Origin of the sequence: Arsukibacterium ikkense, from assembly GCF_000987775.1 — a bacterium.
Taxonomy (GTDB): domain Bacteria; phylum Pseudomonadota; class Gammaproteobacteria; order Enterobacterales; family Alteromonadaceae; genus Alishewanella; species Alishewanella ikkense.
On record NZ_LAHO01000004.1, the window covers coordinates 1 to 26668 of the forward strand.

The 26668-nt window shown below is 51.1% G+C and carries 32 protein-coding genes and 1 pseudogene; 11 read left to right on the top strand and 22 right to left on the bottom strand.

The window, feature by feature from the left end:
• Positions 1-400, top strand: a pseudogene (locus WG68_RS19805) (hypothetical protein); the annotation flags it as partial.
• 200 nt (positions 401-600) lie between these two features.
• Here the strand turns inward: WG68_RS19805 and WG68_RS05370 are convergent.
• The 3 genes from WG68_RS05370 to WG68_RS19330 form a co-directional block, all read right to left on the bottom strand.
• Positions 601-1023 carry a pilin gene (locus tag WG68_RS05370; protein ID WP_046556648.1) on the bottom strand — a complete coding sequence of 141 codons (423 nt, stop codon included), beginning with the start codon at positions 1021-1023 and terminating at the stop codon, positions 601-603.
• Positions 1024-1472: 449 nt separating this feature from the next.
• On the bottom strand, positions 1473-1751 hold the full coding sequence (locus WG68_RS05375) for a BrnA antitoxin family protein (RefSeq protein ID WP_046556649.1): 279 nt from the start codon (positions 1749-1751) through the stop codon (positions 1473-1475).
• Positions 1711-1983 carry a BrnT family toxin gene (locus WG68_RS19330; RefSeq protein WP_083981804.1) on the bottom strand — a complete coding sequence of 91 codons (273 nt, stop codon included), beginning with the start codon at positions 1981-1983 and terminating at the stop codon, positions 1711-1713. Before WG68_RS19330 ends, WG68_RS05375 begins: the two co-directional genes overlap by 41 nt.
• 270 nt (positions 1984-2253) lie before the next feature.
• On the opposite strand from WG68_RS19330, the gene WG68_RS05380 reads away from it, so the two are divergent.
• Both WG68_RS05380 and WG68_RS05385 read left to right on the top strand, forming a co-directional pair.
• Complete coding sequence (locus tag WG68_RS05380; protein WP_235357680.1) at positions 2254-2664, top strand: putative toxin-antitoxin system toxin component, PIN family; 411 nt, start codon at positions 2254-2256, stop codon at positions 2662-2664.
• Positions 2661-2900: a YlcI/YnfO family protein gene (locus tag WG68_RS05385; protein ID WP_046556651.1), complete on the top strand. Its 240-nt coding sequence runs from the start codon at positions 2661-2663 to the stop codon at positions 2898-2900. Before WG68_RS05380 ends, WG68_RS05385 begins: the two co-directional genes overlap by 4 nt.
• Positions 2901-3018: 118 nt before the next feature.
• Here the strand turns inward: WG68_RS05385 and WG68_RS05390 are convergent, their stop codons facing one another.
• Both WG68_RS05390 and WG68_RS05395 read right to left on the bottom strand, forming a co-directional pair.
• Positions 3019-3294: a type II toxin-antitoxin system RelE/ParE family toxin gene (locus WG68_RS05390; RefSeq protein WP_046556652.1), complete on the bottom strand. Its 276-nt coding sequence runs from the start codon at positions 3292-3294 to the stop codon at positions 3019-3021.
• A complete protein-coding gene (locus WG68_RS05395) occupies positions 3281-3574 on the bottom strand; it encodes a type II toxin-antitoxin system RelB/DinJ family antitoxin (RefSeq protein ID WP_046556653.1) in 294 nt (97 codons plus the stop codon). Before WG68_RS05395 ends, WG68_RS05390 begins: the two co-directional genes overlap by 14 nt.
• 416 nt (positions 3575-3990) lie before the next feature.
• Here WG68_RS05395 and WG68_RS20010 point away from each other — a divergent pair, with 416 nt between their 5' ends.
• Entirely contained in the window at positions 3991-4326 is a 336-nt protein-coding gene (locus WG68_RS20010; RefSeq protein WP_161796353.1) for a Tse2 family ADP-ribosyltransferase toxin, read from the top strand.
• On the top strand, positions 4323-4550 hold the full coding sequence (locus WG68_RS05400; RefSeq protein ID WP_052748979.1) for a hypothetical protein: 228 nt from the start codon (positions 4323-4325) through the stop codon (positions 4548-4550). Before WG68_RS20010 ends, WG68_RS05400 begins: the two co-directional genes overlap by 4 nt.
• A gap of 171 nt (positions 4551-4721) precedes the next feature.
• Here the strand turns inward: WG68_RS05400 and WG68_RS05405 are convergent, their stop codons facing one another.
• The 5 genes from WG68_RS05405 to WG68_RS05425 all read right to left on the bottom strand — a co-directional run bounded on the left by WG68_RS05405 (position 4722) and on the right by WG68_RS05425 (position 8967).
• Complete coding sequence (locus tag WG68_RS05405; protein WP_046556654.1) at positions 4722-5579, bottom strand: aminotransferase class IV; 858 nt, start codon at positions 5577-5579, stop codon at positions 4722-4724.
• 152 nt (positions 5580-5731) lie between these two features.
• The gene (locus WG68_RS05410; RefSeq protein WP_152663037.1) at positions 5732-6583 is read right to left on the bottom strand and encodes a glutamate cyclase domain-containing protein; all 852 of its coding nucleotides are present in this window, start codon (positions 6581-6583) and stop codon (positions 5732-5734) included.
• Complete coding sequence (locus tag WG68_RS05415) at positions 6570-7544, bottom strand: 5-oxoprolinase subunit C family protein (RefSeq protein ID WP_046556656.1); 975 nt, start codon at positions 7542-7544, stop codon at positions 6570-6572. Before WG68_RS05415 ends, WG68_RS05410 begins: the two co-directional genes overlap by 14 nt.
• On the bottom strand, positions 7541-8233 hold the full coding sequence (gene pxpB, locus WG68_RS05420; protein ID WP_046556657.1) for a 5-oxoprolinase subunit PxpB: 693 nt from the start codon (positions 8231-8233) through the stop codon (positions 7541-7543). The genes WG68_RS05415 and pxpB overlap by 4 nt, the downstream gene beginning before the upstream one ends.
• Positions 8230-8967 (bottom strand): 5-oxoprolinase subunit PxpA, encoded by a 738-nt coding sequence (locus WG68_RS05425; RefSeq protein WP_046556658.1) that lies wholly within the window; start codon positions 8965-8967, stop codon positions 8230-8232. Before WG68_RS05425 ends, pxpB begins: the two co-directional genes overlap by 4 nt.
• 159 nt (positions 8968-9126) lie before the next feature.
• Between WG68_RS05425 and WG68_RS05430 the strand changes: the two genes are divergently transcribed.
• Together WG68_RS05430 and WG68_RS05435 are read left to right on the top strand one after the other, a co-directional pair.
• On the top strand, positions 9127-9825 hold the full coding sequence (locus WG68_RS05430; protein WP_046556659.1) for a transposase: 699 nt from the start codon (positions 9127-9129) through the stop codon (positions 9823-9825).
• Between the two features lie 109 nt (positions 9826-9934).
• Positions 9935-10126 carry a hypothetical protein gene (locus WG68_RS05435; protein ID WP_152663038.1) on the top strand — a complete coding sequence of 64 codons (192 nt, stop codon included), beginning with the start codon at positions 9935-9937 and terminating at the stop codon, positions 10124-10126.
• Between the two features lie 57 nt (positions 10127-10183).
• On the opposite strand, the gene WG68_RS05440 is transcribed toward WG68_RS05435, so the two are convergent.
• From WG68_RS05440 to WG68_RS05485, 10 genes are all read right to left on the bottom strand, one after another.
• Positions 10184-10678 carry a GNAT family N-acetyltransferase gene (locus WG68_RS05440; RefSeq protein WP_152663039.1) on the bottom strand — a complete coding sequence of 165 codons (495 nt, stop codon included), beginning with the start codon at positions 10676-10678 and terminating at the stop codon, positions 10184-10186.
• A 2-nt stretch (positions 10679-10680) separates the two neighbouring features.
• A complete protein-coding gene (locus WG68_RS05445) occupies positions 10681-10950 on the bottom strand; it encodes a type II toxin-antitoxin system TacA family antitoxin (protein WP_046556662.1) in 270 nt (89 codons plus the stop codon).
• A 97-nt stretch (positions 10951-11047) separates the two neighbouring features.
• Positions 11048-11842, bottom strand: a complete 795-nt coding sequence (locus WG68_RS05450; RefSeq protein ID WP_235357681.1) for a putative hydro-lyase — start codon at positions 11840-11842, stop codon at positions 11048-11050.
• An 11-nt stretch (positions 11843-11853) separates the two neighbouring features.
• Positions 11854-13935, bottom strand: coding sequence for an ATP-dependent DNA helicase RecG (recG, locus tag WG68_RS05455; protein ID WP_046556663.1), 2082 nt, complete (start codon positions 13933-13935; stop codon positions 11854-11856).
• 72 nt (positions 13936-14007) lie between these two features.
• Positions 14008-14838: a substrate-binding periplasmic protein gene (locus tag WG68_RS05460; RefSeq protein WP_046556664.1), complete on the bottom strand. Its 831-nt coding sequence runs from the start codon at positions 14836-14838 to the stop codon at positions 14008-14010.
• On the bottom strand, positions 14838-15230 hold the full coding sequence (locus WG68_RS05465) for a RidA family protein (RefSeq protein WP_046556665.1): 393 nt from the start codon (positions 15228-15230) through the stop codon (positions 14838-14840). Before WG68_RS05465 ends, WG68_RS05460 begins: the two co-directional genes overlap by 1 nt.
• 4 nt (positions 15231-15234) lie before the next feature.
• Positions 15235-17355, bottom strand: coding sequence for a bifunctional GTP diphosphokinase/guanosine-3',5'-bis pyrophosphate 3'-pyrophosphohydrolase (spoT, locus tag WG68_RS05470; protein ID WP_046556666.1), 2121 nt, complete (start codon positions 17353-17355; stop codon positions 15235-15237).
• 115 nt (positions 17356-17470) lie between these two features.
• Positions 17471-17746, bottom strand: coding sequence for a DNA-directed RNA polymerase subunit omega (rpoZ, locus tag WG68_RS05475; RefSeq protein WP_046556667.1), 276 nt, complete (start codon positions 17744-17746; stop codon positions 17471-17473).
• 48 nt (positions 17747-17794) lie between these two features.
• Positions 17795-18427: a guanylate kinase gene (gene gmk / locus WG68_RS05480; protein ID WP_046556668.1), complete on the bottom strand. Its 633-nt coding sequence runs from the start codon at positions 18425-18427 to the stop codon at positions 17795-17797.
• Positions 18428-18505: 78 nt separating this feature from the next.
• Complete coding sequence (locus WG68_RS05485) at positions 18506-18982, bottom strand: PaaI family thioesterase (RefSeq protein WP_046556669.1); 477 nt, start codon at positions 18980-18982, stop codon at positions 18506-18508.
• 180 nt (positions 18983-19162) lie between these two features.
• On the opposite strand from WG68_RS05485, the gene WG68_RS05490 reads away from it, so the two are divergent.
• Positions 19163-22171 carry a ligand-binding sensor domain-containing diguanylate cyclase gene (locus tag WG68_RS05490; RefSeq protein ID WP_046556670.1) on the top strand — a complete coding sequence of 1003 codons (3009 nt, stop codon included), beginning with the start codon at positions 19163-19165 and terminating at the stop codon, positions 22169-22171.
• 141 nt (positions 22172-22312) lie between these two features.
• Complete coding sequence (locus WG68_RS05495) at positions 22313-23449, top strand: Fic family protein (RefSeq protein ID WP_046556671.1); 1137 nt, start codon at positions 22313-22315, stop codon at positions 23447-23449.
• 46 nt (positions 23450-23495) lie between these two features.
• On the opposite strand, the gene WG68_RS05500 is transcribed toward WG68_RS05495, so the two are convergent.
• Positions 23496-24356: a YicC/YloC family endoribonuclease gene (locus WG68_RS05500; RefSeq protein WP_046556672.1), complete on the bottom strand. Its 861-nt coding sequence runs from the start codon at positions 24354-24356 to the stop codon at positions 23496-23498.
• Positions 24357-24482: 126 nt separating this feature from the next.
• On the opposite strand from WG68_RS05500, the gene rph reads away from it, so the two are divergent.
• Positions 24483-25196: a ribonuclease PH gene (gene rph / locus WG68_RS05505; RefSeq protein ID WP_046556673.1), complete on the top strand. Its 714-nt coding sequence runs from the start codon at positions 24483-24485 to the stop codon at positions 25194-25196.
• A 17-nt stretch (positions 25197-25213) separates the two neighbouring features.
• On the top strand, positions 25214-25861 hold the full coding sequence (gene pyrE, locus WG68_RS05510) for an orotate phosphoribosyltransferase (RefSeq protein WP_046556674.1): 648 nt from the start codon (positions 25214-25216) through the stop codon (positions 25859-25861).
• A 200-nt stretch (positions 25862-26061) separates the two neighbouring features.
• Here the strand turns inward: pyrE and slmA are convergent, their stop codons facing one another.
• Positions 26062-26652, bottom strand: coding sequence for a nucleoid occlusion factor SlmA (gene slmA / locus WG68_RS05515; protein WP_046556675.1), 591 nt, complete (start codon positions 26650-26652; stop codon positions 26062-26064).
• Between the last annotated feature and the right edge of the window lie 16 nt (positions 26653-26668).

Genomic DNA, 26668 nt, shown 5'->3' on the forward strand with positions numbered 1-26668 from the left:
AAAGATACGCGCACTTAATAGTGCGCGCGAGTTTGGTTACGCTGTTGACTCCGAGAGGCTAATGGGTGACCCTAATTTTATGACCCTAATTTTACTAATTTTACAGTTTGGCTTAGGGTTCGAACAAAATTACACGACAAAGCTTAATCGACTCAGTATTTTACTGCTGTTAGCCAACTTAGCATCCCTGACACTCATATTACTCGGCGTCGGAGTAACGGTTGCCAAAAAGCATTGGCAGTTTCAGGCGAATACCGAGCGGAAAAAACGAGTGTTATCGTTTCATACACTGGGGTTACGGGCTATCGCAAAGCGTGTGAAGCTGGCGATAAAGCAATGGCGCAACACATTGAAACATTGCATGGATTTACTCGATACCACGAGTTACAGCATTATATGAGAACAAGATTTCGTGGGGATCCCTCAGGTTCTGACCCCAATTTTCCGCTATTGACTTCGAGAGGCTAATGGGTGACCCCAATTTGCCAATTTGCACTGATTACAATTGGTGCTAAACAAGAGCGTTATTTGTTGAATAAAAAAGCCAGCTTATAAAGCTGGCTTCGATATGAAATTTATGTCAAAACATAGCTAAATAAATTAACGACAAATAGCTGGTAAATATTTAGGTTGAATAGTCGTTCCTGTAGTACAACCCCAACTTAACGAGTTGCCAGCAACAGTAGGCGTGTATACTAAAGCACCAGTTGCTTTGCCATCAACATCAACAGTGTAAGTAATAACACCATTTGCTACAACGATTGCTGTGATGTAGCTAGAAGTAATATCTGCAAGTGTAGTTTCGATACCGGCAGCATCAGCGTCAGCTGGTAGGGCGTTTTGCGATTGGTAGTACTCTGTTACTGAACCTCTGTGAGCTCCAGCTTGAGTGATTACTTCAGCTAATTTAGCTCGAACAGTGTAGTCCTGGTAAGCTGGCAGTGCTACTGCAGCCAGAATACCGATAATCGCTACCACGATCATTAATTCAATTAAGGTAAAACCTTGTTGTACGCGTTTCATAATTTACTTCTCCTGAGGATTTAATTAGCCTTTCAGCTTTGTCTATTTTGGTTATTTTTCAGCGCGGCGCAAGCTAAATGTTAAATATTGGTCGAGTAAATTCTAACTAATTATATTTACTGGAAAAATAATTGCTTTGCCGGCGCAGTGCGGTGTTAAAAATATAGTACAAAGGTATTAGTTGTTTTGCGGTTTTATGCCTGATTCCCGCTTTTAAACCCAAAAAAATGTAGTTTGGTCTTAGTAAATAGCAACAGGTTGAGGTTAGAAATTAGGGTCAGGGTAAAATTAAAGAAATTAGGGTCAGGGTAAAATTAATAGATCCAATCCCCCTGTAGTCCCCCTTTGTTAAAGTAGGACGGTTTTGCCCCCCTCTTTGGCAAAGAGGGGGCTGGGCGAGATTCGGTGGTTGGATAGATTTGGTTTGTAGTAGTTGTGTCTGTAAACCGTTATTTATAATCGTGCGGCGAATGTGTTTTTAGCCAATCTTTTAAAGCCAGATTCATGCGGGTTTGCCAACCACGGCCTGTTACCTTAAATGCTGCAATAACATCACTATCATAGCGCACCGTTAATGCTTGTTTAGGACAATCTGCTTTGGGGCGGCCACGACGGATAAGTTGCGCGCCCTGAAACTCATCAGCGCGATCAAAAAAGTCATCAGTTAATTCTGGCGCATCATCTGGATCAGACCAGTCGCCTGGCGTAATGGGCTTGTTCCCGTTCATTAGCTTTCCTCATACTGATTATTCGCCGTGACTTATCGCGTAATGTCCACACCATGACAACCATTCGGCCATCCAATAAACCAACAGTGATATAGCGTTGTTCCTGATAGTCTTGTCGATCATCAGTAGCGGTAAAATGTTTACCATTAAAAATCTCTGCTGCTCGCGCAAAATCTAAGCCACGTTCCCGCAGAGTTCTTTGTTGTTTGTCTGGATCGAAAATTATCAACATATTTATTGTAGTTACATTAAATGTGGCGGTCAAGATATCAGCTAAAGAGTTATTATGGATCTTAAAATTAATTTAAGTAACAAATTAGCAAAATAATTCGGCGAAAATCCCCCTGTAGTCCCCCTTTACTAAAGTGGGACGGTTTTGCCCCCCTCTTTGGCAAAGAGGGGGCTGGGGGAGATTCGGTGGTGGTAGCTATGTATTTGCATGTTATTTGGTATCGTCTATAATACCAGTAAACGTAAAACGCCCTGAACTATGCATAAAATTGTGATTGATACCAATATTCTTGTGGCGGCACTTCGTTCAAAGCAAGGGGCCTCTTATAAACTGATATCGGAGCTAACCAAGAGCTGGTTTAAGCCCGCCGTATCAGTACCTTTGTTTTTAGAATATGAAGCCGTGTTAAAACGACCTGGTGTGATCCCGAACCTTACGGCAGTAGATATTGATAACATACTAAATTATATGCTGAGTAGGGCAAGCTTATGCCAGATTTATTATTTATGGCGCCCTTGCTTGAAAGATCCGCAAGACGATATGGTGTTGGAGCTCGCGGTACAATCGCAAAGCCGGTTTATTATTACGTTTAATATAAAAGACTTCAGAAAAAGTGAGCTGTTTGGCATTACAGCGATAACGCCGCAACAGTTTTTAGCCCTTAACAGGAGCGAAATATGAGTACGCTTAGCTTACGCTTGCCTGACTCCTTGCATCAACAGGTGAAGGCGCTGGCCAAAAAAGACGGTGTTTCTATTAATCAGTTTGTCTCTTCTGCTGTGGCAGAGAAAATGACCGCACTATTAACGGAGGAATATTTGTTAGCGCGGCAGCAGCAAGGCAGCGAGCAGGCATTTTTACAGGCTATGGATAAGGTAGCCGAGGCCGAGCCTGCAAAATATGACAGAGAAAAATAGCAAATCCCCTGTGGTTCAAATCCCCCTGTGGTGGCCCTTTGCTAAAGTGGGACGGTTTTGCTCCCCCTCTTTGGCAAAGAGGGGGCTGGGGGAGATTTGGTATATTTGCCAGCTGACTCTAAGGCCACTGTTGAGCCGCGTGCAACACTCTTAAAATTAAAACTTCAGTATCTGATGCGGTATAAACAACAATATAGTTTGGATGAACTACCATTTCCCGGGTGCCTGCAACTCTGCCGCTACGATAAAGTTCTGGATGTGTTACCAGCATAAGTGTTTTGGTTTCAATCAGGTCTTTAAGCTGCTGAGCGGCGGAAATATTGTCGTCTGCAATAAATTCCACAATAGTAAAGAAGTCTGCTTTTGCTGCCTGTTTCCAGTTAAGCTCCCGCATTACGTTTGCGATCTATCAGTGCCTGAATATCACTCATTACGTCTGCATGCGATAAGGCCGGCGCTGGGTCATCCAACGCTTCATGCACTTTTGCTTTAAACCAGGCGTCATAGGCACTGGCATCAGCAATCAGGCCAGCAGGTAAGCCGCCTTCTTTTGAGATACGGGTGAGTAAAATACGGACTGCATCGGACACCGTTAAACCCACATCTGCCAGTTTTGCTGCGGCATCCGCTTTTAGTTCATTATCTACCCGAACATGTAACATAGACGTCGCCATTGTATCCACCTGTTTATTGGCTATTAAACTACGTGCTAAGTTTGTATCTCAATTGAGACTTTGTCAAATCAGAGTATAAATTAGTAAATTAGGGTATTAGTTAGGGCCAGAACAAAATTAATTGGTCTTATGACGGTCGGTTTAGGGGTTTAGTTAGCCCCGCTATTTATAATCCTGGGACGAATGGGTTTTTAGCCAGTCACGTAGTGCATGAGTCAGAATTAATTTAGCGCGGCAAGTACTTACTTTCTTTACCAATGACTCTTACCAAAAATTGTAAACGCAGGGTGTTGTCGTTTGTCATAGCGTAATACCCTGAGCGTTATGGGTAACTATCCTGCTGCACGGAAATTGTGTTAGCCACCGCTAGTTAAACGTTGCCAGCGCGTGTTCTGGATCGCGGTCTGTAGTGCCTGGTGGAAGACGATAAGGTATTATCCAATGGCCAGTTGCGGCCAGCTGATATAAAAATATCAGAGAAAGACGGGGTGAAGTGGGTTTCGTGTCGGCCTTCGCCAAGAGGAATAAGTACTTTTGACAAGCCAAACACCTTTAAAGGAAACTCCTGGGAATATTACAAAATACCAGAAGGAACAACGTTGCCATCAGGACTTGCAATAGTGAAAGACAAGTTCAACTCCCGCATTTCGGCGACGCACTACACGATTGCGCCAGCATATGATATGCCACTGTCACTTTTTAGAAGCCTACTTAATGATCTGGCCACTAGTGTGGTAAGGGAAGCTATATGAAACTGGAAATATCTGAACAGCACCTGATGCTGTTAACATCAGCGTTAAATGATGCCATTAAATACAACGAGAAGTTTTTGCATAGTGAAACGATCCGTGACGTAGCTGATTATGAAGAACATTTGTTGTGCCTGGAAAATTGTCAGGCTTGGCTTGAAGATGAATACAAAAGAATAGCCCAAGGAAATGCACAGCTACTGCCTTACGAAAAGATAGTGAGATAACGCCGCAGCAGTTTTTAGCGGAGAATACAACGTTAAGAAATCAGGGGCGGAGCACTATTAATTTTGAGCAACTCCTCCTGCTGCCCCCCTTTACGAAAGTGGCACGGGTTAGTTCCCCCTCTTTGGCAAAGAGGGGGGGGGAGATTCGGTGGTTGGGGATTCCGTTACCGCTTACTCATCATACTTATGCCGGCTAAACAGCTTTTGCGCGGCCAGCCAGACATCACCTACTTCACCTGTGCCTACGGTATGTTCGTTAACTTTAAGTACCGGCGCAATTTCTTTGCTGGAGCTGGTTAGCCATATTTCGTCGGCGGCGAACACGTCCTGTTCGGAAATGTCACGTTCTTCTATGGTTATGCTGCTGTGCTTACGCAGAATAGTCAGTAGCAACAGCCGGGTAATGCCGGGCAGCAGTTTGTTACTGAGCGGCGGGGTGGCGATAACGCCGTTTTTTACCACAAATACGTTTACTGCCGCGCCTTCGGTAAGGTTGCCGTTGCTGTCGAACAGCAGTATTTCCTGGGCGCCGCTGGCATAGCCTTGCTGGTAGTGCAACACATTGCCCAGTAAGGAGGTAGATTTTATATGGCAGCGCTGCCAGCGTAAGTCTTGCCCGGTTACCACGTTATAGGTGGTGGCTTTGCTTTTATCAGCGACTGGCTCGGGGGCGATGGCAAAGGCGTAGGCAAACACGGTGGCTTTAATATTGGCTGGAAAGGCATGGTTGCGTTTGCTGTCGGTACCGCGGCTTACCTGAATATACACCGCCAGGTTATCGCCGGCGTTGTCGGCCAGTAACTGCTTACAAATGGCCTGCCAGTCGGCCAGATTAAGCGCCGGGTCAATCGACAGTTGCGCCAGGCCGTCTTGCAGGCGGGCGATATGCGGCGCAAAGCCAACAAAACGGCCGTTATAGCTGGGTATAACTTCGTAAATGCCGTCGCCAAATAAAAAACCGCGGTCCATAGGCGATATTTTGGCCTGTTCGGCCGGCATAAAGTCGCCATTTAAATACACTATGCTCATATTATTCTCGCTATATAAAACTGTGGTGCAAAAAGTACAAAGTGGCGCTGAAACCGAACCGACTTACCCACACCAACACGCCGTGAATACATCCCTGTAGGCTCGTTTCCGCCCGTCCAGGGCTTCAACGGTTGGCTTAGGGTAAGTCGATTCTATTTCTGGTAAGTCTTCAACAGCTCTCGCAGATCTGTAATCAGCTGCTCACCTTCGGTATAGGCCAGGCCATCTTCGGTTAAGGTATTTAAGCGGGTAACGCCATCGACACTGCCATGGCTGGACAAAAACTGCAAAATGGCCAGTGGATCGGCAGCCGTTAGTAAATTGCGGCCTTGCAACACCGACACCATGGCAATAATACCCCAGGCGGCCCAGTTAGAAACGTCGGCCACTATCAACTCGTCGCACTGCGTAACGGCCGGGGTAATATTCAGCTGGCCCAGAAAAGCCGCCATATTACCCATGCCTATTTCATTGCCGCCATCGCCAATGCCTATGGTAGGGCAGGCGGCCTGGCTTAAAAAATAGTCGAAGCTGGCGCAGCGCCCGGTAATGTCTTCACCGCGCATATTGGCGTAGCGGCCAGCGGCGGTAAAGCCTGGGCGTTCAATTGAAATAATCAGTTGCGGTTGCAGTTCGGCCAATGCCCGGGCGGCAACTGCCGGCAGGTTTTGTTGCTGGTTTACGCTAATTTGGTAGGTTCGGTACTGGCTGGCCAGCACCTGGCATAGCGGGTTGCCACTTACCAGCACCGGCCTGGCGCCCAGTTGCGTTAATAGCTGATACAGGGCAATAGCGCCTACCGGGCCATCGGTTTCAAAGGTGTCGAGTACCGGAAAACCGGTGCCAATTAACACGGTGCCACGGCATTGGTTAAGCAACCTGGCGGCGCGCAGGATGTAACCGGGCCGCAGCTGTTGCTGCAGCAGTTGCATGCCGCGTAAATTGCGCGCCACCAGCAGTTGTTCAATTTGCTGGCTAAGCTGTAGCAAGTCAGGGGTGGTCATCGGCTGCTCCTGCGGCATTGATTGTGGCTAACAGCCGCTGATAGCGGGCCTGGTGCAGCAACAGCGCATTATGGGCTTGTTGCGGATCGATTTTAACAAACTGCAGCAGGGTACCGGCCGGCGCCTGCGCCAGTTGCCAGCAGTCGAGTGATAGTACGCTGCCGATTTTCGGGTAGCCGCCCAGCGTCTGGCGATCATTGAGCAGCACTATCGGCTGGCCGTCGGGCGGAATTTGCACCGCGCCATAGCAAATGCCCTCTGATAACAGGCTGTGGCTGGCGCACTGAATAGCCGGGCCGCTAAGTTTTACTCCCATTCGATCGGCCTGCGGCGTAACGGTATAGCGGTTGAGGTAAAAGCGCTGGCGCTGCACGCTACTAAACAGTTGCTGTTGATAGCCTTCAACAATACGCAGGCTAAGGCCGTTGCTGTAATTGAAGCCGGGCTGCAAGGCGGGCGCCAGCTGCCGGCCGGGCAGCGGGGCGCTGACGGTTATGGGCAGTATATCGCCGGCCTGCAGCTTGCCGCCGTTTTGCTGCAGGCCACCAATGCCTTCGCGCATAACGGTAGCGGTGCTGCCAAAGTGTGGCGTTAGCCCAAAGCCGCCGGCTACCGCCAGATAAGCCCGCAGCCCCTGGCTTACCATGCCAAGTTCAATAATATCGCCGGCTTGCACGCTATGGCTGCGCCACATGGCGGTGGGTTTACCATTAACGGTAAGGCTAAGGCTGGCACCGGTAACACAAAAGCTGCTGGCGCCATGCGCTTTAAGTTGCAGGCCGCCAATGCTGCACTCAATAACACTGGCGTTGGCGTTATTGCCCAGCAGGGCGTTGGCCCAATTAGCTGAGCCTGCATCAAGCGGGCCACCGTTGGTCAGGCCGAGCTGGCTGTAGCCAAAGCGGCCCTGATCCTGAATAAGGCTAAGTACGCCAGGGTTTACTACGCTAAAGTGGCTCATAGCTGGCCGCCCAAAGCTAAAAACTGCTGCTTGCTGATGGCGACAAACTGCACTTCGTCGCCTACTGCCAGCGGCATGGCCGGTTCGCTGTGCGGCTGAAACATCGGCGTGGGGCAAAGGCCTATCAGATTCCAGCCACCGGGCGATACCGCCGGATACACCGCCGTTTGCCTGTCGGCAATAGCCACCGCACCGCGCGGCACTTTGGCCCTTGGCGTGGCAAGGCGCGGCATAGCCAGTTGCTCGGCTACTGCGCCAAGGTAGGCAAAACCGGGGGCAAAACCAATGGCATATACCTGATACCGCTGTTGCTGGTGCAGGGTAATCACTTCATCAATACTAAGCTGTTTGGTTTTGGCAATCAGGGCCAAATCGGGCCCGCTTTGCTCGCTGTAATAGACCGGTAGTTCGATACACCGCCCTGGCTGGTTATTGCCGGCGGTGAGGCTGCTTAATGCCTGAGTAAGCAGCTGTTGCACCTGAAAATGATCACAACTAAAGGGGTTAAATACCACCATCACCGAGGCGTAAGAGGGCAGCAGTTCCAGCAAATGCGGGCCCAGGGCCTGGCGAATAAGCGGTGCCGCCTGGCGAACCAGGCCGGCAATATCGGCAGCCATTTTCTGCTCGAAATACACCATCACCGCGCTTTCGCCGGCAATGGTTAACTGATACAGCGCCTTGTTCATACCGCGTTGCTGCTTAGCAACTGACGAATTTGCACTACCTGCGCCACTGCGCCGGGGTTGTCGCCATGCACACACAGGGTATCGGCGCGCAGTGCCAGCCGCTGGCCACTGGCCGTAGTAACGCTGCCATCGTTCAGCAGTTGGCTTACCTGTGCCAGCACGTCGTGGCCATGCAGCACAGCGCCGCTTTCGCTGCGTGCCGTTAGTTTGCCCTCGTCGGTATAGCGCCGGTCGGCAAAGGCTTCAAACAGCAGGGCCACACCCAGGGTAGCGGCCTGTTGCTGATGATTATGGCTGTTGCTGTCGGCCAGTAGCATCAGCTTTAATGGCTTATGGTAGCTGGCCATGGCCTGCAACACCGCTTGCCAGACTGCCGGTTTGCTCATCATGTCGTTATACAGGGCGCCGTGGGGTTTAACGTAACTGAGGCTTAAGCCCTGACACTGCGCCATGCCATCCAGCGCGGCAATTTGATAATGCAGCAGGTTAATAATTTCATTGTGCGAGCATTGCATGCTGCGCCGGCCAAAGCCGGTTAAGTCGGGGTAGGCCGGGTGAGCGCCAATGGCCACGCCATGCTGTTTGGCCAGTTGCAGGGTACGCTGCATGACATCGGGGTCGCCGGCATGAAAGCCGCAGGCAATATTAGCCTGGTCGATATACGGCATCACCTGGCTGTCGAGGCCCATGGTCCAGCTGCCATAGCTTTCGCCTAAATCACAATTGAGTTGCATGCTGCCTCCTGTGGCGATGGGCCATCGCGCCGTGGAATAAATTATTCATGTTGTTTGGCTAATAAGCAATAGCCAGGCATAACCTATTAATAATGGGGTCAGAGTAAAATTAAATAAACCGGCTATACTTTTACTATCCATTAACAAGGAGGTGCGGACATGGCGAGACTACCGAGAGTGCATCTGGCCGGGGTGCCGGAACATATAATTCAACGCGGCAATAACCGACAGCTATGTTTTAGTAATGATGACGATTTCGCTGCTTATACACACTGGCTAGCGCAATATGCAGACACTTATCAGGTTGCTATTCATGCCTGGGTACTGATGACTAACCATGTGCATTTGTTATGTACTGCGGCAGACAACCAAGGAATAAGTTTGATGATGCAGAGTTTAGGCAGGCAGTACGTGCGTTATTTTAACCAGCGCTATCAGCGTAGCGGTACTTTGTGGGAAGGGCGGTTTAAGTCCTGCTTGGTGCAGGAGGTGTATTATCTGCTGGCGGTGTATCGATATATTGAACTTAATCCGGTTCGGGCGGCGATGGTGCAAGCGCCGGCAGATTATCACTGGTCGAGCTATGGCAGTAATGCCTTAGGCCTGCCATCACGGCTATGTCAGCCACATCCGTGTTATCTGGCATTGGCAGACTCACTAAGTGAGCGGCACACCGTATACCAAAGTTTGTTTAGCCATGCCCTGGGCCCGGCGCTTCTAACAAGTATTCGTAGTAACGTAAACAAAGGTTTGGCTTTGGGTAATGATAAGTTCAGGCAGGAAATAGAGCAGTTAACGGGCAGGCGACAGCATGCCCGGCAAAGAGGGCGGCCAGCGGGCTGGCGGAAAAAAATTTAATTTTACTCTGACCCCATTTATGTAATTTTACTCTGACCCCATTTATGATGTTACGCGGCTGGCAATACCGCTTAGCCGTTATGCATACGGGGTGGGCGAGCAGGTAAGTTTGCTGACACTGGAAGTAACCAGCAATGGCACTATGGATAAAATCGGCGAGCTGATTGCTGAATCCAGTGGCTATGTTACTGCCTGGGATGCCCGTACTGTGCTGGTAAACGATGATATCTACTTTGTGGTAGGTGACAGGGTGTTTCATAGCAACTGGCAGTTGCCAGAGCAGCTTATTACCCAGTATTAGCAGCGAGAACAGAGCGCTGGCCGGCTGGTCAGTGCGCTTTAGCAGTAATGGGGCTTATCAGGTAAAGCTAGCGCGGATATTGGCGATAGTGATAAACAGTTTATTTGGGCTATCGGCAAAAGACGTAAAACCGTACTTTTGGTAAAACAGCCCTGCACCGTCTTTGGCGTCAACAACCACTAACGGGAAGCCTACACTATCACTGGCCTGCAACAATTTTTGCATGGCATCCACTAACAACCATTCACCCAGGCGCTGGCCCTGATAACGTTGATCTACCGCCAGTCGGGCAATCAGGCCGGCAGAAGTACTCGTTTGATGTTTTTTCTGTAATGTCGCTGGCATGGCCGCAAGATCTACCGGCGTCATGGTTAAGGTGTAAAATCCGGCAATATGGGCTGGCTGGGTTCTATCTTCCAGCACAAAGGTGCGGCTATTATCTTTTCTGGCTTGCTGGCCAGCCAGTAGCCTAAGATAGTTGTTCAACGGCGCTACGCCACAATCAAAGCGACTGAGGTTGTGTTGAACCTTATCCAATAGTACCGATTGCATCACTAATCTTGGGTGCCATAACGATTATAGGCAGCTTTTAATTTTGTGTTGGCGGTAACGGGTTTATCCAGTTCATGCATCAGCAGCATGGCATCCCGCGCCGATAGTTTTAGGGTTTGTTCACGCTCAATAATCATTTTGGCTTTTTCCACTGCAGCACTTAACACGAAAGCGTTAATACTGGGTATACCCGCTATAGCAGCCGCTTGCGACAGTAGGTCTTGAGTAGTACTGTCAACCCTGGCGGTAATTCTTGGCGATGCGCTTGTCATCGGTTAGCTCCTAAGTGCCAAATTGTCACATGGCTGCATGTTGCACGTTATTGCTGGAAATATCAAGCTGCGTGCCAAATTGGCACGCAGCCAGGCGCTACAATATTGCCAGTTTGCTATTTGGTAAGTCTAACACCAGCATATGGCCGGGGCTGTGGGTAATGCAAAAGTCTAGCTTGGCATTGGCGATGGCCACTTGCGGGGTAACGCCGCAGGCCCAGAATACCGGTACTTCGCCTGGCTTAATGCTTACGGCATCACCAAAGTCGGGTTGATCAATATGGTTAATACCGATAGCCGCCGGATCGCCGAAATGCACCGGCGCACCGTGCACTTGCGGAAAACGTGAGCATATCTGAATGGCCCGGATGGCATCGGCCGGTTTCATCGGCCGCATACTGACTACCATACCACCGTGAAATACGCCGGCCGGGGTGCAGGCGAGGTTGGTGCGATACATTGGCACATTAACTTTTTCTGTGATGTTGCGAATTTCCAGGCCATCGGCCAGCAGCGATTCTTCAAACGAAAACGAGCAGCCAATTAAAAAGGTCACCAGATCATCACGCCAGACGTGGCGCACGTCGGCTACCTCGTCGGTTAGTTGACCCTGTTGAAAAATGCGATATTTGGGTAAGTCGCTACGAATGTCCAGCTGCTGTGCCAGCGCCGGCATGTCGGTTGCGCCCGGCGTGGCCGCCATACCCAGCAATGGGCAGGGCTTGGGATTAAAATGGCAAAACTGCAGAAAATCGGCCGCATAGTGTTTAGGCAGAATGGCCATATTGGCCTGCACAAAACCTGGCGCTAAACCCGAGGTGGTGCCGCTAAACTGGCCGCTGCGGCAACGTTGCCGTAATTGCAGCGGGCTTAGGTGTTGCATATTTTGCATTGGTTGCTCCTTCAGGCGTTGCCATAAATGTCTTTGTTGGCCAGCCAGCGTCGGATCAGTTGCAGGCTGGCCGCCTGATCCTGCTGCCACAAGGTTGCCGCCAGCTGACGGGCATGCGGAATAAGCTCCGCGTCGCGGCTGATATCGGCAATTTTAAACTGCAGTAAGCCGGTCTGGCGGGTGCCGAGTAGCTCACCAGGGCCGCGAATTTCCAAATCGCGCTGGGCAATGACAAAGCCGTCGTTGGAGTCGCGCAGTACGCTAAGCCTGGCCTGAGCCGTTTTAGATAAAGGCGCATGATACAACAAGACGCAATGCGATACCGCGCTGCCACGGCCCACCCGGCCGCGTAACTGGTGTAACTGAGCCAGGCCGAGGCGCTCGGGATTTTCAATAATCATTAAACTGGCATTGGGCACATCTACCCCCACTTCTATCACCGTGGTGGCCACCAGTAAATCCAGTTCTCCCCGACTAAAGCGGGCCATAATATCTTGTTTTTCTGTGCTTTTCAGCCGGCCATGCACCAGGGCGATGTTCAGCTCTGGCAAGGCGACGGCCAGGCTGGCGGCGGTGTCTTCGGCGGCCTGACATTGCAGTACTTCGGATTCTTCAATTAAGGTGCATACCCAGTACACCTGGCGTTTATGCTGTACCACGCCATTGCGTACCCGCTCGATAACGTCGCTGCGCCGGCTGTCGGGTATGGCCACGGTAGTAACCGGGGTGCGACCGGGTGGCAGCTCGTCGATAACAGAGGTATCCAGATCCGCATAGGCTGTCATGGCCAGGGTGCGCGGAATGGGGGTGGCGGTCATTACCAGCTGGTGCGGGTATACCCCGGCCATACCGCCTTTTTCCCGCAGCGCCAAACGCTGGTGTACGCCAAAGCGGTGCTGCTCGTCAATAATAATCAGCGCCAGCCTGGCAAAGCTGACACTTTGCTGAAATAAGGCGTGGGTGCCCAGCACCATCTGGGCGCTACCATCGGCCAGTTGGCTAAGTACCTGCTCACGCGCCTTACCCTTGGTTTTGCCGCCCAGCCAGGCCACAGTGATGCCAAGGGGGCTGAACCAGTTATTGAAATTAGTGGCATGTTGTTCGGCCAACAGCTCAGTAGGGGCCATTAACGCCACCTGATACCCCTGGCTAATCGCGGTTAAGGCTGCCAGTGCCGCTACCAGCGTTTTACCCGAGCCGACATCACCCTGCACCAGCCGTAGCATGGGTAAGGGGTTGGCCAGATCAGTGCGCAGTTCGGCCACGACCCGTTGCTGGGCAGCGGTTAACTGAAACGGCAAGCTGGCTAAAAATGTCTGCTCAGGCCCGGGATTATGGGGCAGGGCAATGGCGCGTTGTTGCTGGCTTTGGCTGCGCAGCTGGTACATGCTGAGCTGCTGCGCCACCAGTTCTTCCAAAATCAGCCGTTGCTGCGCCGGGTGGCGGCCCAGCTCCAGCAGGCTGAGCTGAGCATCCGGCGGTGGCCGGTGAATATAAAGCAGTGCCTCGGCCAATGACCAGGGCGAGCTGAGTAAGGTGGCGGGTAAGTATTCTGCCGGTGCATAGCGCTGCAGGTATTCCAGGGCGGTGTCGGTAAGTTTGCGCCAGCTGGCTTGTTTTATGCCCTCGGTAGTGGGGTACACCGGGGTGAGGGTTTCGGCCACCGGCGTGAGTTGTTCATCTTGTTGCAGCCGGTATTCCGGGTGCAGCATTTCAACCCCGCGCATGCCGCGTTTTACTTCACCAAATAGCCGCAATATAACGCCCGGTGTCACTGCATTTTTTTGGGCGGCACTAAAATGAAAAAAACGGCAGGTTAAGGTGCCGCTGCCATCGGCTACTTTTATCAGCCAGCTGCGTCTTTTGCCAAACTGAATATCGCTGCTGAGCACTTGTGCCTGCACTGTGGCATGCATGGCGGGCATTAAATCGGCGATAGGATAAATGCGGGTGCGGTCTTCGTAGCGCAGCGGTAAGTGAAACAGTAAATCCTGAATACTGGCAATACCCAATTTTTCCAGACGCTGCGCCACTTTGGCGCCGACACCTTTAATCAGGTTAATGCTAAGGTTATCCAGTTTGGTTTGCGACAAAGCGAGCTCGAACCCTGTTTGATGGTGTTTTAGTGTAAACCGGTAAATAGCTCAGGCAAAGTATTAATCTGCTTACTGTTTCAGCTGGTTTACTTCAGGCCGGTTTTCAGAGGGGCGGATTAAGCGTGCTATGGTGCCGTCGGCAATCATGGCTTGCAGATGCTGGCGCAGCAATGGCTCAAGCGCGGCGTGCCGGCTATTTCTGGCCAGTGCCAGATGAATGTTGTTTGGCGTGTTAGCGCTAAAATCGAGCGGTGCAATTTTAAAACGTTGCTGGTAGCTACTGATGGCGTTTATGGCTTTAGCGGTGCTGACAGTGGGCGCCACCACGCCGTCTACCCGGTTACGCAATAGCATTTCAAGAGCGACTTCTATGCTGTCTACTTCAGCGATATGGCGGGATTGTTCGGCGATCAGGGTCATGGTGGCAGGGTTATACAGATAATGGCGTAATGTGGCCAGGGTTAAGCCCCGCAGCTGGGTGTTGCTGTCGATTAAGCGTTGATCATTGACCCGCATAAATAAACTTTCAGCGACATTAGTTCGGTACGGCAACATATACATGAATTGGTCGCGCTGTTCGCTGAATTTAAGATTACTCATCAGATCAACCTTGCCTTGTTCCATTAACTTTAAACAGCGGGCCAGCGGCGTGCGGGGGGTAAAGTTAAGGATAAAACCAGCCCGATGCGCCAGCTCTTGCATCAGCTCAACCGATGGGCCGGTTGGCGTAGCGCTGTTGTCGTATTCATGAAAATAGGGGAAATGGTCGAGACACCAGGTAAGCTGTAGTGGCTCTGCGGCAGTGCTAAGCGGCACCGGATCGGGCATACCTGCAGCCAGCGGCGCCGTCAGCCAGAGGCTGCACAGTGCGCTGATGAGTATGGCGGCAGGTTGTTTCATTACTGGGTAGACGGCACTTCCATCACGCCGTCTATCTCAATTTGCGCGCCGCGGGGCAGGGCACTAACCTGCACGGCCGCTCTGGCTGGGTAGGGTTCGGCAAAGTACTGGCTCATAATTTGGTTAACGGTAGCGAACTGGCCCAGATCAATGAGGAAAATATTCACCTTCACCATGTTATTTAAAGTGCCGCCGGCGGCGTCACATACCGCTGCCAGGTTTTTGAACACCTGATGAGTTTGTTCAGCAAAGTCTTCTGACACCATTTGCATAGTGGCAGGTACCAGTGGGATTTGGCCGGATAAGTACACGGTGGTACCAATTTTTACCGCCTGGCTGTAAGTACCAATAGCAGCAGGGGCTGCTTCAGTGCGGATAATCACTCTGGACATAGTTTTATTTCCTTCTGTAAACTTTTTGGACGTCTGGCATGACGCGGATTTTACGCATAACGTTGGCCAGATGCACCCGGTCTTGCACTGACAGGGTAATTTTAATTACGTATTCGCCGGTATCGCGATCATCGGTGACCAGATCCTGAATGTTTGAGTTCTGGCTGGCGATAAGGGTGGTGAGTTTCGCCAACACCCCCTGGCGGTTAATGATAAATACCCTGATATCACATAGAAATTGCTTGTCGCTGGTGTTGTCCCAGCGAATAGGGAAAAATTTGGCTGGATCGCGCTCCCAGCCTTTAATATTGCGACAATCGCTGCGATGCACATTTAAGCCTTTACCCGGGGTGGCATTGGCGACAATTTCATCGCCGGGGATGGGCCGGCAACATTTAGCAAAGGTGACCAGCATGCCTTCGGAGCCAACAATAAAGGCGTTGCTTTTAGGCAGCGGTGAGCTGTTTTTGCCGCTGGTGTCATCGGCTTCAAATTCGCCCAGCAGGCGGCGCGCTATGGCAACCGGTAACTGGTTACCTAAACCAATTTCACTGCACAGCGCATCAAAGGATTGCTGATGGACGTTTTTCAGCACCTGCTCTATTCGCTCAGGGGCAATATCTTCCAGTTTCACTTCACCCAGCGCCGAGGTTAACAAGCGCCTGCCCAGGCTGATGGCTTCGTTTTGCTGCTGGCGTTTTAAATAATTGCGCACACCGAGAATTGCCCGGCTGGTGACCACATAGTTCAGCCAGTTGGCATTGGGTTTGCCGCCCGGGCTGGTGACAATTTCGACCGTTTGGCCGGTTTCCAGCGGTTTGCTCAGTGAGTACGGCCGCCGGTCAACTTTAGCGCCAACACAACGGTTGCCGACATCGGTATGCACGGCATAGGCAAAGTCTACTGCGGTGGCACCGATAGGCAATTCAACAATTTTGCCTTTGGGGGTAAATACATAAAGCTCTTCCGGGTAGAGCTCTGATTTGACGTTTTCGACAAATTCGTAGCTGGTGCCGGCACTTTGCTGTAGTTCGAGCAGGCTTTGCATCCAGCGATGGGCGCGGATTTGCGCGGTAGTGTCTTTGTGCTCACCGTTAGATTTATACATCCAGTGTGCGGCAATACCTTTGTCGGCCATTTCGTCCATTTCGCGGGTGCGCATTTGAATTTCAACCGGAATGCCATGCGGGCCGATCAAAGAAGTATGCAATGACTGGTAGCCGTTTTGTTTCGGAATGGCGATATAGTCTTTAAAGCGGATTTCTATTGGCTTATACAGGTTGTGTACCAGACCCAGTACCCGGTAGCAGTTATCTACCGAATTTACCACCACCCGAAAGGCATAGATGTCCATCACGTCATTGAACATCAGCTCTTTGTTTTTCATTTTGCGGTAAATGCTGTACAGGTGCTTTTCGCGACCACTGACTTCGGCTTCAATAGTGGCGTCGCTGATGCGGCCGCGAATTTCATTCTGGACTTTTTCCAACAGCTCGCGCCGGTTGCCCCTGGCCAGTTTTACGGCACTGCCCAGCGCACGGTAGCGCATAGGATATAACGCCTGAAAGCCTAAATCTTCCAGTTCGTTTTTAATATTATGAATACCAAGCCGGTTGGCGATTGGCGCGTACAGTTCCAGGGTTTCTTTGGCAATACGCCGGCGTTTATCAGGCCGCAGGGCGCCTAAAGTGCGCATATTGTGAGTGCGGTCGGCCAGCTTGATTAAAATAACCCGGATGTCCTGGGTCATGGCCATAAACATTTTTTGCAGGTTGGTGGCTTCGAATTCCTGGTAATCTTTAAATTTTACTTTATCGAGTTTACTGACCCCTTGCACCAGCTCGGCGACGGTATCGCCAAACAGCCTTGCTAAATCTTCTTTACTGTATTCGGTGTCTTCAATGACGTCGTGCAGCAGGGCGGCCATCAGGGTTTCATGATCCAGCCGCATCTCGGCCAGAATGCTGGTAACGGCTACGGGGTGGGTAATGTAGGGCTCGCCACTGGAACGGGTTTGCGGAGCATGCGCATCACGCGCAACCACATAGGCCTGCTGCACCAGACTGACCTGCTCGGCAGGCAGGTAGGCGGAAACTTGATTTTTCAGGCCTTCAAATAAATACACAAACGCTCCCAAACTGCGACAGCTTAATTAATTATGCTGGTGAGCTAAGAATATACGTCTAAAACACGCAGTTGCCAACGGCTAAAGCACCGTTGGCAGGGTTTGGCAGGCGTTTTTACTGATCAGAACCGATTATTGCGGCAACCGCTGCCATTTCAGTGGCTTCTTGCTGCATCTGGTCGCGTTTTTCCTGTTCATTAAGAATGCTGTTGGTAATAAAACCTTGTTCAATTTCGCGTAGTGCCACCACGGTAGGTTTGTCGTTTTCACGGTCTACCATCGGCTCTTTGCCTTCAACTGCCAGTTGCCGGGCACGGCGTGCCGCAACCAGAATTAAATCGAAACGGTTACCAATTTTATCTACTGCATCTTCAACTGTTACGCGAGCCATTCGCCACTCCGGAGTGTTCAGGTATATTACAAGACCGCATAGTTTACGCTATTTTGCTGGTTTCGCCAACAGTTGTTGCATTAACGTCTGGTGCCGGCTTTGCTGTGACTGCAGGCTGTTGCGCTGGCTTAATACTATGTGTGCCAATTCACTTAATGCCTGATTAAAATCATCGTTGATGATCAGGTACTCGTATTCGTCGGCATGTTGCATTTCACTTTGCGCCTGCGCCATCCGTTTGGCAATAACTTGCTCGCTGTCCTGGCCACGTTGCAGCAGACGTTGCTCTAACGCTGCCATACTGGGTGGCAGAATAAAAATACCGAGGGTGCCAGGCGCCTGCTGACGAATTTGCCGGGCGCCTTGCCAGTCAATATCCAGAAAGACATCGATGCCCTGGCGCAGGTTATTGATAATGGCGCTGCGCGAGGTGCCGTAATAATTGCCAAATACTTCGGCCCATTCCAGAAATTCGTTGTCAGCTATCAGCTTTTTAAACTGCTCTACACTGATAAAGTGGTAGTGTACACCATCTACTTCACCAGGCCGGGGCGCACGGGTAGTGTGCGATACGCTCACTTGCATATCGGCGTGGGTTTTCAGTAAGGCATTAATAAGGGATGATTTTCCGGCGCCACTGGGCGCAGATACAATAAATAAATTACCACTGTGTTGTTGCATTGTAATGCTCTGCTAAGGCCGCAGCCAAACAAGTAAAAAGCAATTTTAGACTGTCCGCTGCGCCGGTGCAAACGCTGCTTAGCGTTTGGCTTTCGCTTTAATGGATAAGGTGAGCGCAAAGGTGGCCATCGGCTCGCTACCATGCAGGCTGGGGCAGGTGACAACTACCGTAACGGTTCTATTGATCCTCTCGCCAGTGCTGAGTGATTCATCGAGCATCTGATCGATTATCGCGCCATCGTTACTGGTAAAGTGTACTTTTGCCTCAGGCCGTTTTAAAAACTGCCCCTGCACATCTTTAAAGGCAAAGTTAGCATTAATGCCACGTGCTTTGGCTTTGGAAAATACCAGAAAGGCACCGGCCAGGTCGGCGCCGATAGCCAGTGCACCAAAATAGACACTGCCCAGATGGTTTTTAGTGCGCCAGGTATGCGGCATGGTAACTTCCAGCGTGTCGTTGCTCATGCGGACAATTTTCGGCGAGCAAAAGCCAATCAATGGAATGTAGCGCCAGGCAAAAAATTTAAGACCCCAATTCGCTTTAAACAATGACATGATAACGATGTTCCTGTTTGGATGGTGGGGCCGAGCTTAGCACTGGTAAGACCAATAGCGCAAGAATACCGCCCGTAAGCCAATACCTGCCACTCGTCAGCTTTTGCTAAAAATTCAGGCGGGCATTTTAGTAAAGTAACCACTATTATCAATGGACAGAACGAACAAGGAGCCAGCTTAGTGTTCAGGTTTATAGCTGTAACCACGCTGTGGTGGGTGTTGTACTGCCCTGGCGCCAGTGCTTTTGCGTTACCGGGTGCGCATGACAGTGCATCGCTGTTGTACCGCAGCTGGTCAGTTGAGGCCGGGCTGCCGCAAGTGTCTGTTACGGCAATGGCTCAGGATGAACAAGGTTATCTCTGGCTGGGCACTCAGGGTGGGCTGGCCCGGTTTGATGGCCATCAGTTTACGGTGTTTAACACCGCCAATACCCCGGCATTGTTATCTAATTTAATTACCGCTTTGTATATTGATAGCCAGCAACAGCTTTGGATTGGTACCGTCAATGGCTTAAGTTATTATGTTGATGGCACTTTTTATTCGGTAGATATGGCAACCGCCACCGGCAGCCTGGACAATCAGGCTACGCCTGGCGCGGTGACCAGCTTTGCGCAACTGCCGGATGGCCGGTTTTTTATTGGCGCCAGCCAGTTATTTCAGTGGCATCAGCAGCAACTGCAGCCGGTATCGTTGCATACCGGCCCGGTGTTTCAGCTGTATCAGCAAGACAACACGTTGTGGATTGGCGGCCAGCATGGTTTTGCGGTTTATGATGCTGGCGCCGGTGATAAGGCTGCTGAATACCGTTGGTACGACGCGCCGGCGGCGGCAGAGGCCCTGCATATTACGGAACTGGTTGCGCTGGGCGATACCCTTTATCTGGGAACCAATAAGGGCTTATATCGTTGGCAGCAGGAGCATTGGCGCAAGCTGGATTTACCCGGCGGGGCACCGAACAGCCGGATTGAGTTATTGTATCTTGATACGCAAAAGCAACTGTGGGTGTCTACGTTTGACGGCGTGTATCAGATAAAACCGGGGCAAATCACTCAGGTTGGACAACTGGGTAGCGGTGAGAGGCCTTTTAGCTGGATTGAGAGTATGCTGGAAGACAAGCATCAGAATCTGTGGCTGGGTAGTCGTGCTCATGGTGTGATGCGCATACGCCAGGCCGCTACTGAACGCTACAGCCACGCTGCTGGCATTCCCGATCCCTATAGCTGGGCAGTGATGCCCTGGCAGCGGCATTTGATGGTAGGCACCAGCCAGGGCATGGCGCTGCTAAAAGATGGCCAGTTTCAGCCGCTACTGGCTAATAGCCAACTTCCCAATCCTTTTGTTTACAGTTTGCTGCAGCAGCAACGCGATTTATGGGTAGGTACCCGTGCTGGTTTAAGTTTACTGGATAGTGAAACGCTGGCCTGGCGGCAAAACTTTCCGCAAACGGCGCATTTACTGATCACCACCCTGGCAGCCGAGCAGGCGCGAATTTGGGTGGGCAGCAACGGTGGTTTGTACTTTATTGAAAATGGTGTGTTGTCACAGCAGGGGATCAGCGCCCCGCTGACTGAGCTCAGTATCCGGGCGTTACAAACAGACAGCCTAGGCCGGCTGTGGGTAGGAACGGAATCTGGCTTGTATCTGCGGGGTAATGACGGCTTTGAACCGGTGTTGGATATGCCGCTGGCTGGCCGCTTTATCAGCGCCGTAGCGGAGTTTAGTGACGGTAACATTTTTGTCGGCAGTTTTGACCAGGGGTTTGTTATTGGTCAACCCGGCAACTGGCAACATTTTAGTCAGCAAAACGGCTTGCCGGGTAATGGCGTGATGCATGCGGCGCAGGTTAATGACAAATTGGTTATCAGCAATTTCCAAGGTTTTTACCGGCTGGATTATGCGGCTTTGCTGCAGGGCGATGTAAGCCGGCTGTATATGCTGGTTGACGACCGTCAGCCAGAAGCTGCCACTGATTCGCACCGCTGTTGCAATGGCGCCGGCAGCAATAAGGGCCTGGTGCATCAGGGCCGGCTGTGGTTCCCTACGCTGGACGGCATTATCGCCTTGCGCCTGGACCGGCTGAACAACTACGCACCAGCGCCTGCCGCGGTAATAGAAAGTTTAACTGTTCTTAATCAACAGCTTACTGATAGCAAGGCTCGCCTGTCACCCGTGCAGCGCGACTGGCACTTTCGTTTCAGCGCACCTTATTATTATCAGGCATCGTCGATTGAAACCCGTTACCAGCTTACTGGCTATGAGGATGGCTGGGTGCAAGCCGGTAGCCGGCGCGAAGCGTTTTATACCAATTTGCCACCGGGTTCTTATCAGTTTCATGTTCAGGTGAAAATTGCTGGCGATTATCGCTGGAGTGATGCCGCCGTGATGGAGATTGAGCTTACCCCTTACTGGCATGAAACCCTGATTGCGCGCTTGTTATTGTTAGCGACGCTGTTTTTGCTGCTGTGGATGGTTTACCGTCTGCGGCTGGCGTCACTGGCTAACGCCCGGGAAGAGTTAAAACGACAAGTTGCCGAACGTACGCAGGAGTTGTATCAGGCGAATCTGAAACTGCAGCAAATGAGCATGCAGGATGCGCTGACCGAGTTGCATAACAGGCATTATCTGGATGTGAATATTGATGCCATGCTGGCCCGTGCTCAGCGTAATAACCAGCCCTTGGCCTGGGTACTGTTGGATTTGGATTTCTTTAAACGAATTAATGATGTGCATGGCCACCAGGTGGGTGACAATGTACTAAAACATTTTGCCGGAATTTTACAGCAACATAGCCGCAGCAACGACCATCTGATCCGCTGGGGCGGTGAAGAGTTTTTGCTGGTGTTGGAGCAAAGCAGCGAAGTACAGCACTATATTGAACGCTTGCAACAGCTGATCCACAACTACCCCTGGCAGCAAAAACTGGACCTGCCAATTAATGTTACCTGTTCTATTGGTGCCATGATCCAGCCACCAGCATGGGATTGGGAGTACAGCTTATATTTAGCTGACGCCGCTCTTTATAAGGTAAAAAATGCAGGCCGGGCCGACTATATGTTATTACAGCCGGGACCTGAGGCCCCAGCTAAATTGACGGCTGCCGATATAAAATCTGAACTGGATGAGTTGCTTGCCAGGCATTGGTTAGTGGCTATCCACGGCAAGCAGCTGGCTGAGGTCTACAAGGCCTGATCTTTAAATCAAGCATGAACGCTACTGCAGTTAATCCAAATGAGGTTCTAATTTTGTTTTTGAGGTGAATAGCCTTGCTATTCACCTCATTAATTGAGTAGATTATGGGTGTATTCACCTCAAGCAGCAGGAGTTTCACCTATGTGGATCTGGCAACAACCGGACTGGCCCAGCCGTCAACTAGATGCATCGCAGGTGTTTCGTTATGATCATGCGGTATTAGCTCCATTTTTACGTGAGCTGCATTTTTTGCAGGGGGTGCTGCTGGGCAAAATGGGCGTACAGAATAACCAGCAGGCGGCACTGGATACCATGCTAGCCAACATCCTCACCTCTAGCGCCATTGAGGGTGAGCGGTTGAATCATAGTGTGGTGCGTTCATCATTAGCCCGTAAGCTGGGTATTGATGAGCCACAAAGCGTTGCAACGACAGCACAGTCTGATGGCCTCGCTGCGATGGTAACTGACGCCATTGGTAACTGGCAGCAGCCGTTAACTTTAGCGCGACTGCTGCAGTGGCATGCCTGGCTGTTTCCGACTGATAGCTCACTAATGCAGAGAGAGCAAATAGCGCAAAGGGTGCTCGGAGGGCAGCTTCGCGGTAACGAGCCAATGCAGGTTGTCTCGGGTAGAATCGACCGACCTAAAGTGCATTTTGAAGCGCCGCCGCGCGATGTTTTGGAAAGCGAGCTTGATTGCTTTATCGACTGGTTTAACCGCTCGCGGGAAGACGCCAATTTAGACCCGCTGCTACGCGCTGGTATTGCGCATTTCTGGTTTATCACTATCCATCCGCTGGAGGATGGCAATGGCCGCTTGGCGCGGCTGCTGACCGACTTGGCACTGGCGCAGGCGGAACATCAGTCAATCCGCTTTTATGCCATGTCGGTTGCTATCCTGGAGCGACGTAGCAGCTATTACGATATCCTGGAGCAAAGCCAAAAAGGCGATATTGATATTACCGGCTGGTTGCTCTGGTTTCTTGACACGCTAGCCGCTAGCCTAAAGCAGGTACTGGCCGATATCGATCAAACGCTGCAAAAAACGCGATTTTGGCAACGGGTAGACCAAACGCAACTGAGCAAAGAGCAAGTCAAAGTACTCAACCGGTTGCTGGATGGCGACTTCAGCGAAGGCATCAGCAACAGCCAATACGGCAAAGTGGCTAAGGTCAGTCCGGCAACGGCCAGCCGGCATTTGGCGCAGTTGGTAGAAATGGGGTGCTTGGTGAAAACCGCTGCGGGGGGCAGAAGTACCAGGTATGTGATATCGAAATAGCAAGTTACTGATTAAACCTGCTATTTAATTGGGTGATAGCGGAACGCTATTCGATGTTTTGAATTTGCTCGCGCATCTGCTCGATTAGCACCTTAAGCTCTACCGCAGCATTGGTAATTTCGGTGCTGATCGCCTTAGAAGATAAGGTATTCGCTTCGCGGTTAAATTCCTGCATCATAAAATCTAAGCGCCTGCCGCAGGCGCCACCTTTTTTCAGGGCGTGGCGGGTTTCTTTAATATGAGCATCGAGCCGGTCGAGCTCTTCGGCGACGTCAGATTTCGAGGCTAAAAACGCCATCTCCTGCTCTAAACGGCCTTGCTCAATATCGGCTTTAATGTCGTTTAAGCGGTTTATAATGCGGTCGCGCTGCCATTGCATAGCTTGTGGCAGATGAGTGCGCACGAAGGCCACTTGCTCGCCGATGGCGGTTAAACGCTGTTGGATCATCTGTTCGATGGCATCACCTTCGCGGCCGCGGCCTGCCAGAAAATCCTGCAACGCCGCGTCAAAGCCGGCCAGCAGTTCGCCTTGCATGGCGTCTAAGTCTTCGGTGGGGGTTTCCATTACACCCGGCCAGCGCAGAATGTCGGCAATATTAAGCTGTGCCTGCGGCGCCTTTTGCAGTAACTGCTGGGCTTTTTGCAGCAGTTGTTCGGCAAATTCTTCGTTTAATGTTAGCTCGCCGCCTGCCTGATTAGCATGATAGCGTAGATTCACTTCAATTTTACCACGTTGCAGGGCGTTACGTAGTTTGTCGCGCAGCAGACTTTCTAAACCCCGAAACTGCTCTGGCAGGCGAAAGTAGGACTCCAGGTAACGTTGATTTACCGAGCGGATCTCCCACTGGGCAGTGCCCCAGCTGGCTTTGGTTTCGTGGCGGGCGAAGGCGGTCATGCTGTGGATCATAAAAAGGCTCTCTGGCGGCAAATAAAAGCAGAGTATACCGCAGGATAATGGAATTTGGCGAATTGCTCGCCCTGCGTTGCTTAAACACCTATAATAGCCGCCATTGTTAATTTCAGGAGTGCAGCTATGCGTCCAAGTGGCAGAACAGCCAGTCAGATCCGTCCCCTTACTTTTACCCGTCAATTTACCGCCCATGCTGAAGGTTCAGTGCTGGTTGAGTTTGGTAATACCAAGGTCATTTGTACCGCCAGTGTGGTAGAAGGCGTGCCGCGTTTTATGAAAGGCCAGGGCAAAGGTTGGGTAACCGCTGAATACGGTATGCTGCCGCGCGCTACCCATACCCGCAATGACCGCGAAGCGGCACGGGGTAAGCAGGGTGGCCGCACTATGGAAATTCAGCGCCTTATTGGCCGGGCACTGCGTACAGCGGTAGATTTGAAGCTGCTGGGTGAAAATACCATTACTATCGACTGTGATGTGATTCAGGCCGATGGTGGCACCCGCACGGCGTCTATTACTGGTGCCTGTGTGGCGCTGGTTGATGCCCTGAATTTTATGCGCGCCAAAGGCACGATTAAAACCAACCCATTAAAATATATGGTGGCGGCGGTTTCCGTGGGTGTTTACAAAGGCACGCCGGTAGCGGATTTAGATTATGCGGAAGATTCTAACGCTGAAACGGATATGAATATCGTAATGACCGAAACCGGCAAAATTATTGAAGTGCAGGGCACGGCAGAAACTGAGCCATTCAGCTTTGATGAAATGCAGCAGATGATGGATTTGGGCCGCCATGCTATTCGCGAAATTGTTGAAGAGCAAAAACGGGTACTGGCTTAAGCAGAGGGCAGCAAGCAATGAAACAGTTTCAACGTGATTTTATTGAATTTGCCCTGGCCCGTCAGGTACTGAAGTTTGGCAGTTTTACACTGAAATCGGGCCGCACCAGCCCGTACTTCTTTAATGCCGGTTTGTTTAACACCGGTAGTGACCTGGCAAAACTGGGCCGCTTTTATGCCGCGGCGTTGCAGGATGCGGCGATTGAGTTCGACGTATTGTTTGGCCCGGCTTATAAAGGGATCCCTATCGCTACCACCACGGCGGTGGCGCTGGCGGATCACTATAACCGTGATGTGCCGTACTGTTTTAACCGCAAAGAGGCCAAAGCCCATGGTGAGGGCGGTAATGTCGTTGGCTCGCCGCTGCAAGGCCGGATTATGCTGGTAGATGATGTGATTACTGCCGGTACCGCAATTCGTGAGTCGATGCAGCTTATTCAGGCGCAAGGCGCAGAGCTTAGCGGTGTGCTGGTGGCACTGGACAGGCAAGAGCGCGGCCAGGGCGAGTTGTCGGCTATACAGGAAGTGGAGCGCGATTTTAATACCAGGGTTGTTGCTATTGTCAGCCTGCCGGATCTCATCAGCTATTTAGCGGATAAACCTGAAATGGCGGAGCATCTGGATGCGGTAAAAGCTTACCGGGCGCAATATGGTGTGAAAGCATAGGGACTGACAACCGGAACGCAAGGTATCAGGTAACGCTTACTCCACCGGCTTCAAGGATCACATCCCTGTGCCCCTTCAGCCTGCGCGGCATCCATGCCGCTGTTTCATAAGCATTACCTGACACCTTGCTCTGCTGTTACATTTCACTACCTTTTCTGACCTGACGTTTTATGTCAGATCGAAAGCGCGGAGTACCCTTGTTAGTTAAATAAAGCCTGCTGCAGTAACGCCCACTGGTTTTGCCAGGCAGCGGTTGGCAGGCGTTTAAAGCCGGAGCGCACAAACTGGCTTATTTTACCCTCTACTGTCGCCAGCAACAGGTTGGCCAGCTCACCTTCGTCAATACTGAAACTTTTGCCTTCACGCAGCTTGCGCTCACGCAGGGTTTGCTTAAACTGGGTTTCCAGTTTTTCAAACAGGGCTGCTACCCGCTCCAGTAACCGCTCTTGCTCGCCCTGTAAGGCATCGCCGCTAAGAATGCGGCAAAAGCCCGGGTTGCGCTCGGCAAATACCAGGATTAGCTGTAGCATCAGCTCTATGCGGCTTTGGGTATCTTTATGCTCATCTGAAATACTGTTTATTCTGGATAACAGGGTGTCTTCAATAAACTCAATTAAGCCTTCAAACATACGGGCTTTACTGGGGAAATGGCGATAAAGTGCCGCTTCTGATACGCCAACCTTGCCTGCTAAAGCGGCCGTGGTAATGCGCTGGCCATTATTGCTTTGCAGCATGGCGGCTAACGCCTGCAAAATATCTTCTTTTCTGTTGCCGCGGCGCGGTGTTGACATAGCTGTTCCTGAATTC

Bases quoted from the DNA above. Each gene is read 5' to 3' on its own strand.
- WG68_RS05430 (WP_046556659.1), top strand. From the start codon at position 9,127: ATGGCGAGACTACCGAGAGTGCATCTGGCCGGGGTGCCGGAACATATA.
- WG68_RS05415 (WP_046556656.1), bottom strand. From the start codon at position 7,544: ATGAGCCACTTTAGCGTAGTAAACCCTGGCGTACTTAGCCTTATTCAG.
- WG68_RS05400 (WP_052748979.1), top strand. From the start codon at position 4,323: ATGAAACTGGAAATATCTGAACAGCACCTGATGCTGTTAACATCAGCG.
- WG68_RS05465 (WP_046556665.1), bottom strand. From the start codon at position 15,230: ATGTCCAGAGTGATTATCCGCACTGAAGCAGCCCCTGCTGCTATTGGT.
- WG68_RS05445 (WP_046556662.1), bottom strand. From the start codon at position 10,950: ATGACAAGCGCATCGCCAAGAATTACCGCCAGGGTTGACAGTACTACT.
- WG68_RS05450 (WP_235357681.1), bottom strand. From the start codon at position 11,842: ATGCAAAATATGCAACACCTAAGCCCGCTGCAATTACGGCAACGTTGC.
- WG68_RS19330 (WP_083981804.1), bottom strand. From the start codon at position 1,983: ATGTTGATAATTTTCGATCCAGACAAACAACAAAGAACTCTGCGGGAA.
- WG68_RS05405 (WP_046556654.1), bottom strand. From the start codon at position 5,579: ATGAGCATAGTGTATTTAAATGGCGACTTTATGCCGGCCGAACAGGCC.
- rpoZ (WP_046556667.1), bottom strand. From the start codon at position 17,746: ATGGCTCGCGTAACAGTTGAAGATGCAGTAGATAAAATTGGTAACCGT.
- WG68_RS05370 (WP_046556648.1), bottom strand. From the start codon at position 1,023: ATGAAACGCGTACAACAAGGTTTTACCTTAATTGAATTAATGATCGTG.
- WG68_RS05390 (WP_046556652.1), bottom strand. From the start codon at position 3,294: ATGCGGGAGCTTAACTGGAAACAGGCAGCAAAAGCAGACTTCTTTACT.
- gmk (WP_046556668.1), bottom strand. From the start codon at position 18,427: ATGCAACAACACAGTGGTAATTTATTTATTGTATCTGCGCCCAGTGGC.
- WG68_RS05500 (WP_046556672.1), bottom strand. From the start codon at position 24,356: ATGATCCACAGCATGACCGCCTTCGCCCGCCACGAAACCAAAGCCAGC.
- WG68_RS05395 (WP_046556653.1), bottom strand. From the start codon at position 3,574: ATGGCGACGTCTATGTTACATGTTCGGGTAGATAATGAACTAAAAGCG.
- WG68_RS05385 (WP_046556651.1), top strand. From the start codon at position 2,661: ATGAGTACGCTTAGCTTACGCTTGCCTGACTCCTTGCATCAACAGGTG.
- WG68_RS05440 (WP_152663039.1), bottom strand. From the start codon at position 10,678: ATGCAATCGGTACTATTGGATAAGGTTCAACACAACCTCAGTCGCTTT.
- WG68_RS05410 (WP_152663037.1), bottom strand. From the start codon at position 6,583: ATGACCACCCCTGACTTGCTACAGCTTAGCCAGCAAATTGAACAACTG.
- WG68_RS05375 (WP_046556649.1), bottom strand. From the start codon at position 1,751: ATGAACGGGAACAAGCCCATTACGCCAGGCGACTGGTCTGATCCAGAT.
- WG68_RS05495 (WP_046556671.1), top strand. From the start codon at position 22,313: ATGTGGATCTGGCAACAACCGGACTGGCCCAGCCGTCAACTAGATGCA.
- pyrE (WP_046556674.1), top strand. From the start codon at position 25,214: ATGAAACAGTTTCAACGTGATTTTATTGAATTTGCCCTGGCCCGTCAG.
- pxpB (WP_046556657.1), bottom strand. From the start codon at position 8,233: ATGAACAAGGCGCTGTATCAGTTAACCATTGCCGGCGAAAGCGCGGTG.
- WG68_RS05485 (WP_046556669.1), bottom strand. From the start codon at position 18,982: ATGTCATTGTTTAAAGCGAATTGGGGTCTTAAATTTTTTGCCTGGCGC.
- slmA (WP_046556675.1), bottom strand. From the start codon at position 26,652: ATGTCAACACCGCGCCGCGGCAACAGAAAAGAAGATATTTTGCAGGCG.
- WG68_RS05460 (WP_046556664.1), bottom strand. From the start codon at position 14,838: ATGAAACAACCTGCCGCCATACTCATCAGCGCACTGTGCAGCCTCTGG.
- rph (WP_046556673.1), top strand. From the start codon at position 24,483: ATGCGTCCAAGTGGCAGAACAGCCAGTCAGATCCGTCCCCTTACTTTT.
- WG68_RS05425 (WP_046556658.1), bottom strand. From the start codon at position 8,967: ATGCAACTCAATTGTGATTTAGGCGAAAGCTATGGCAGCTGGACCATG.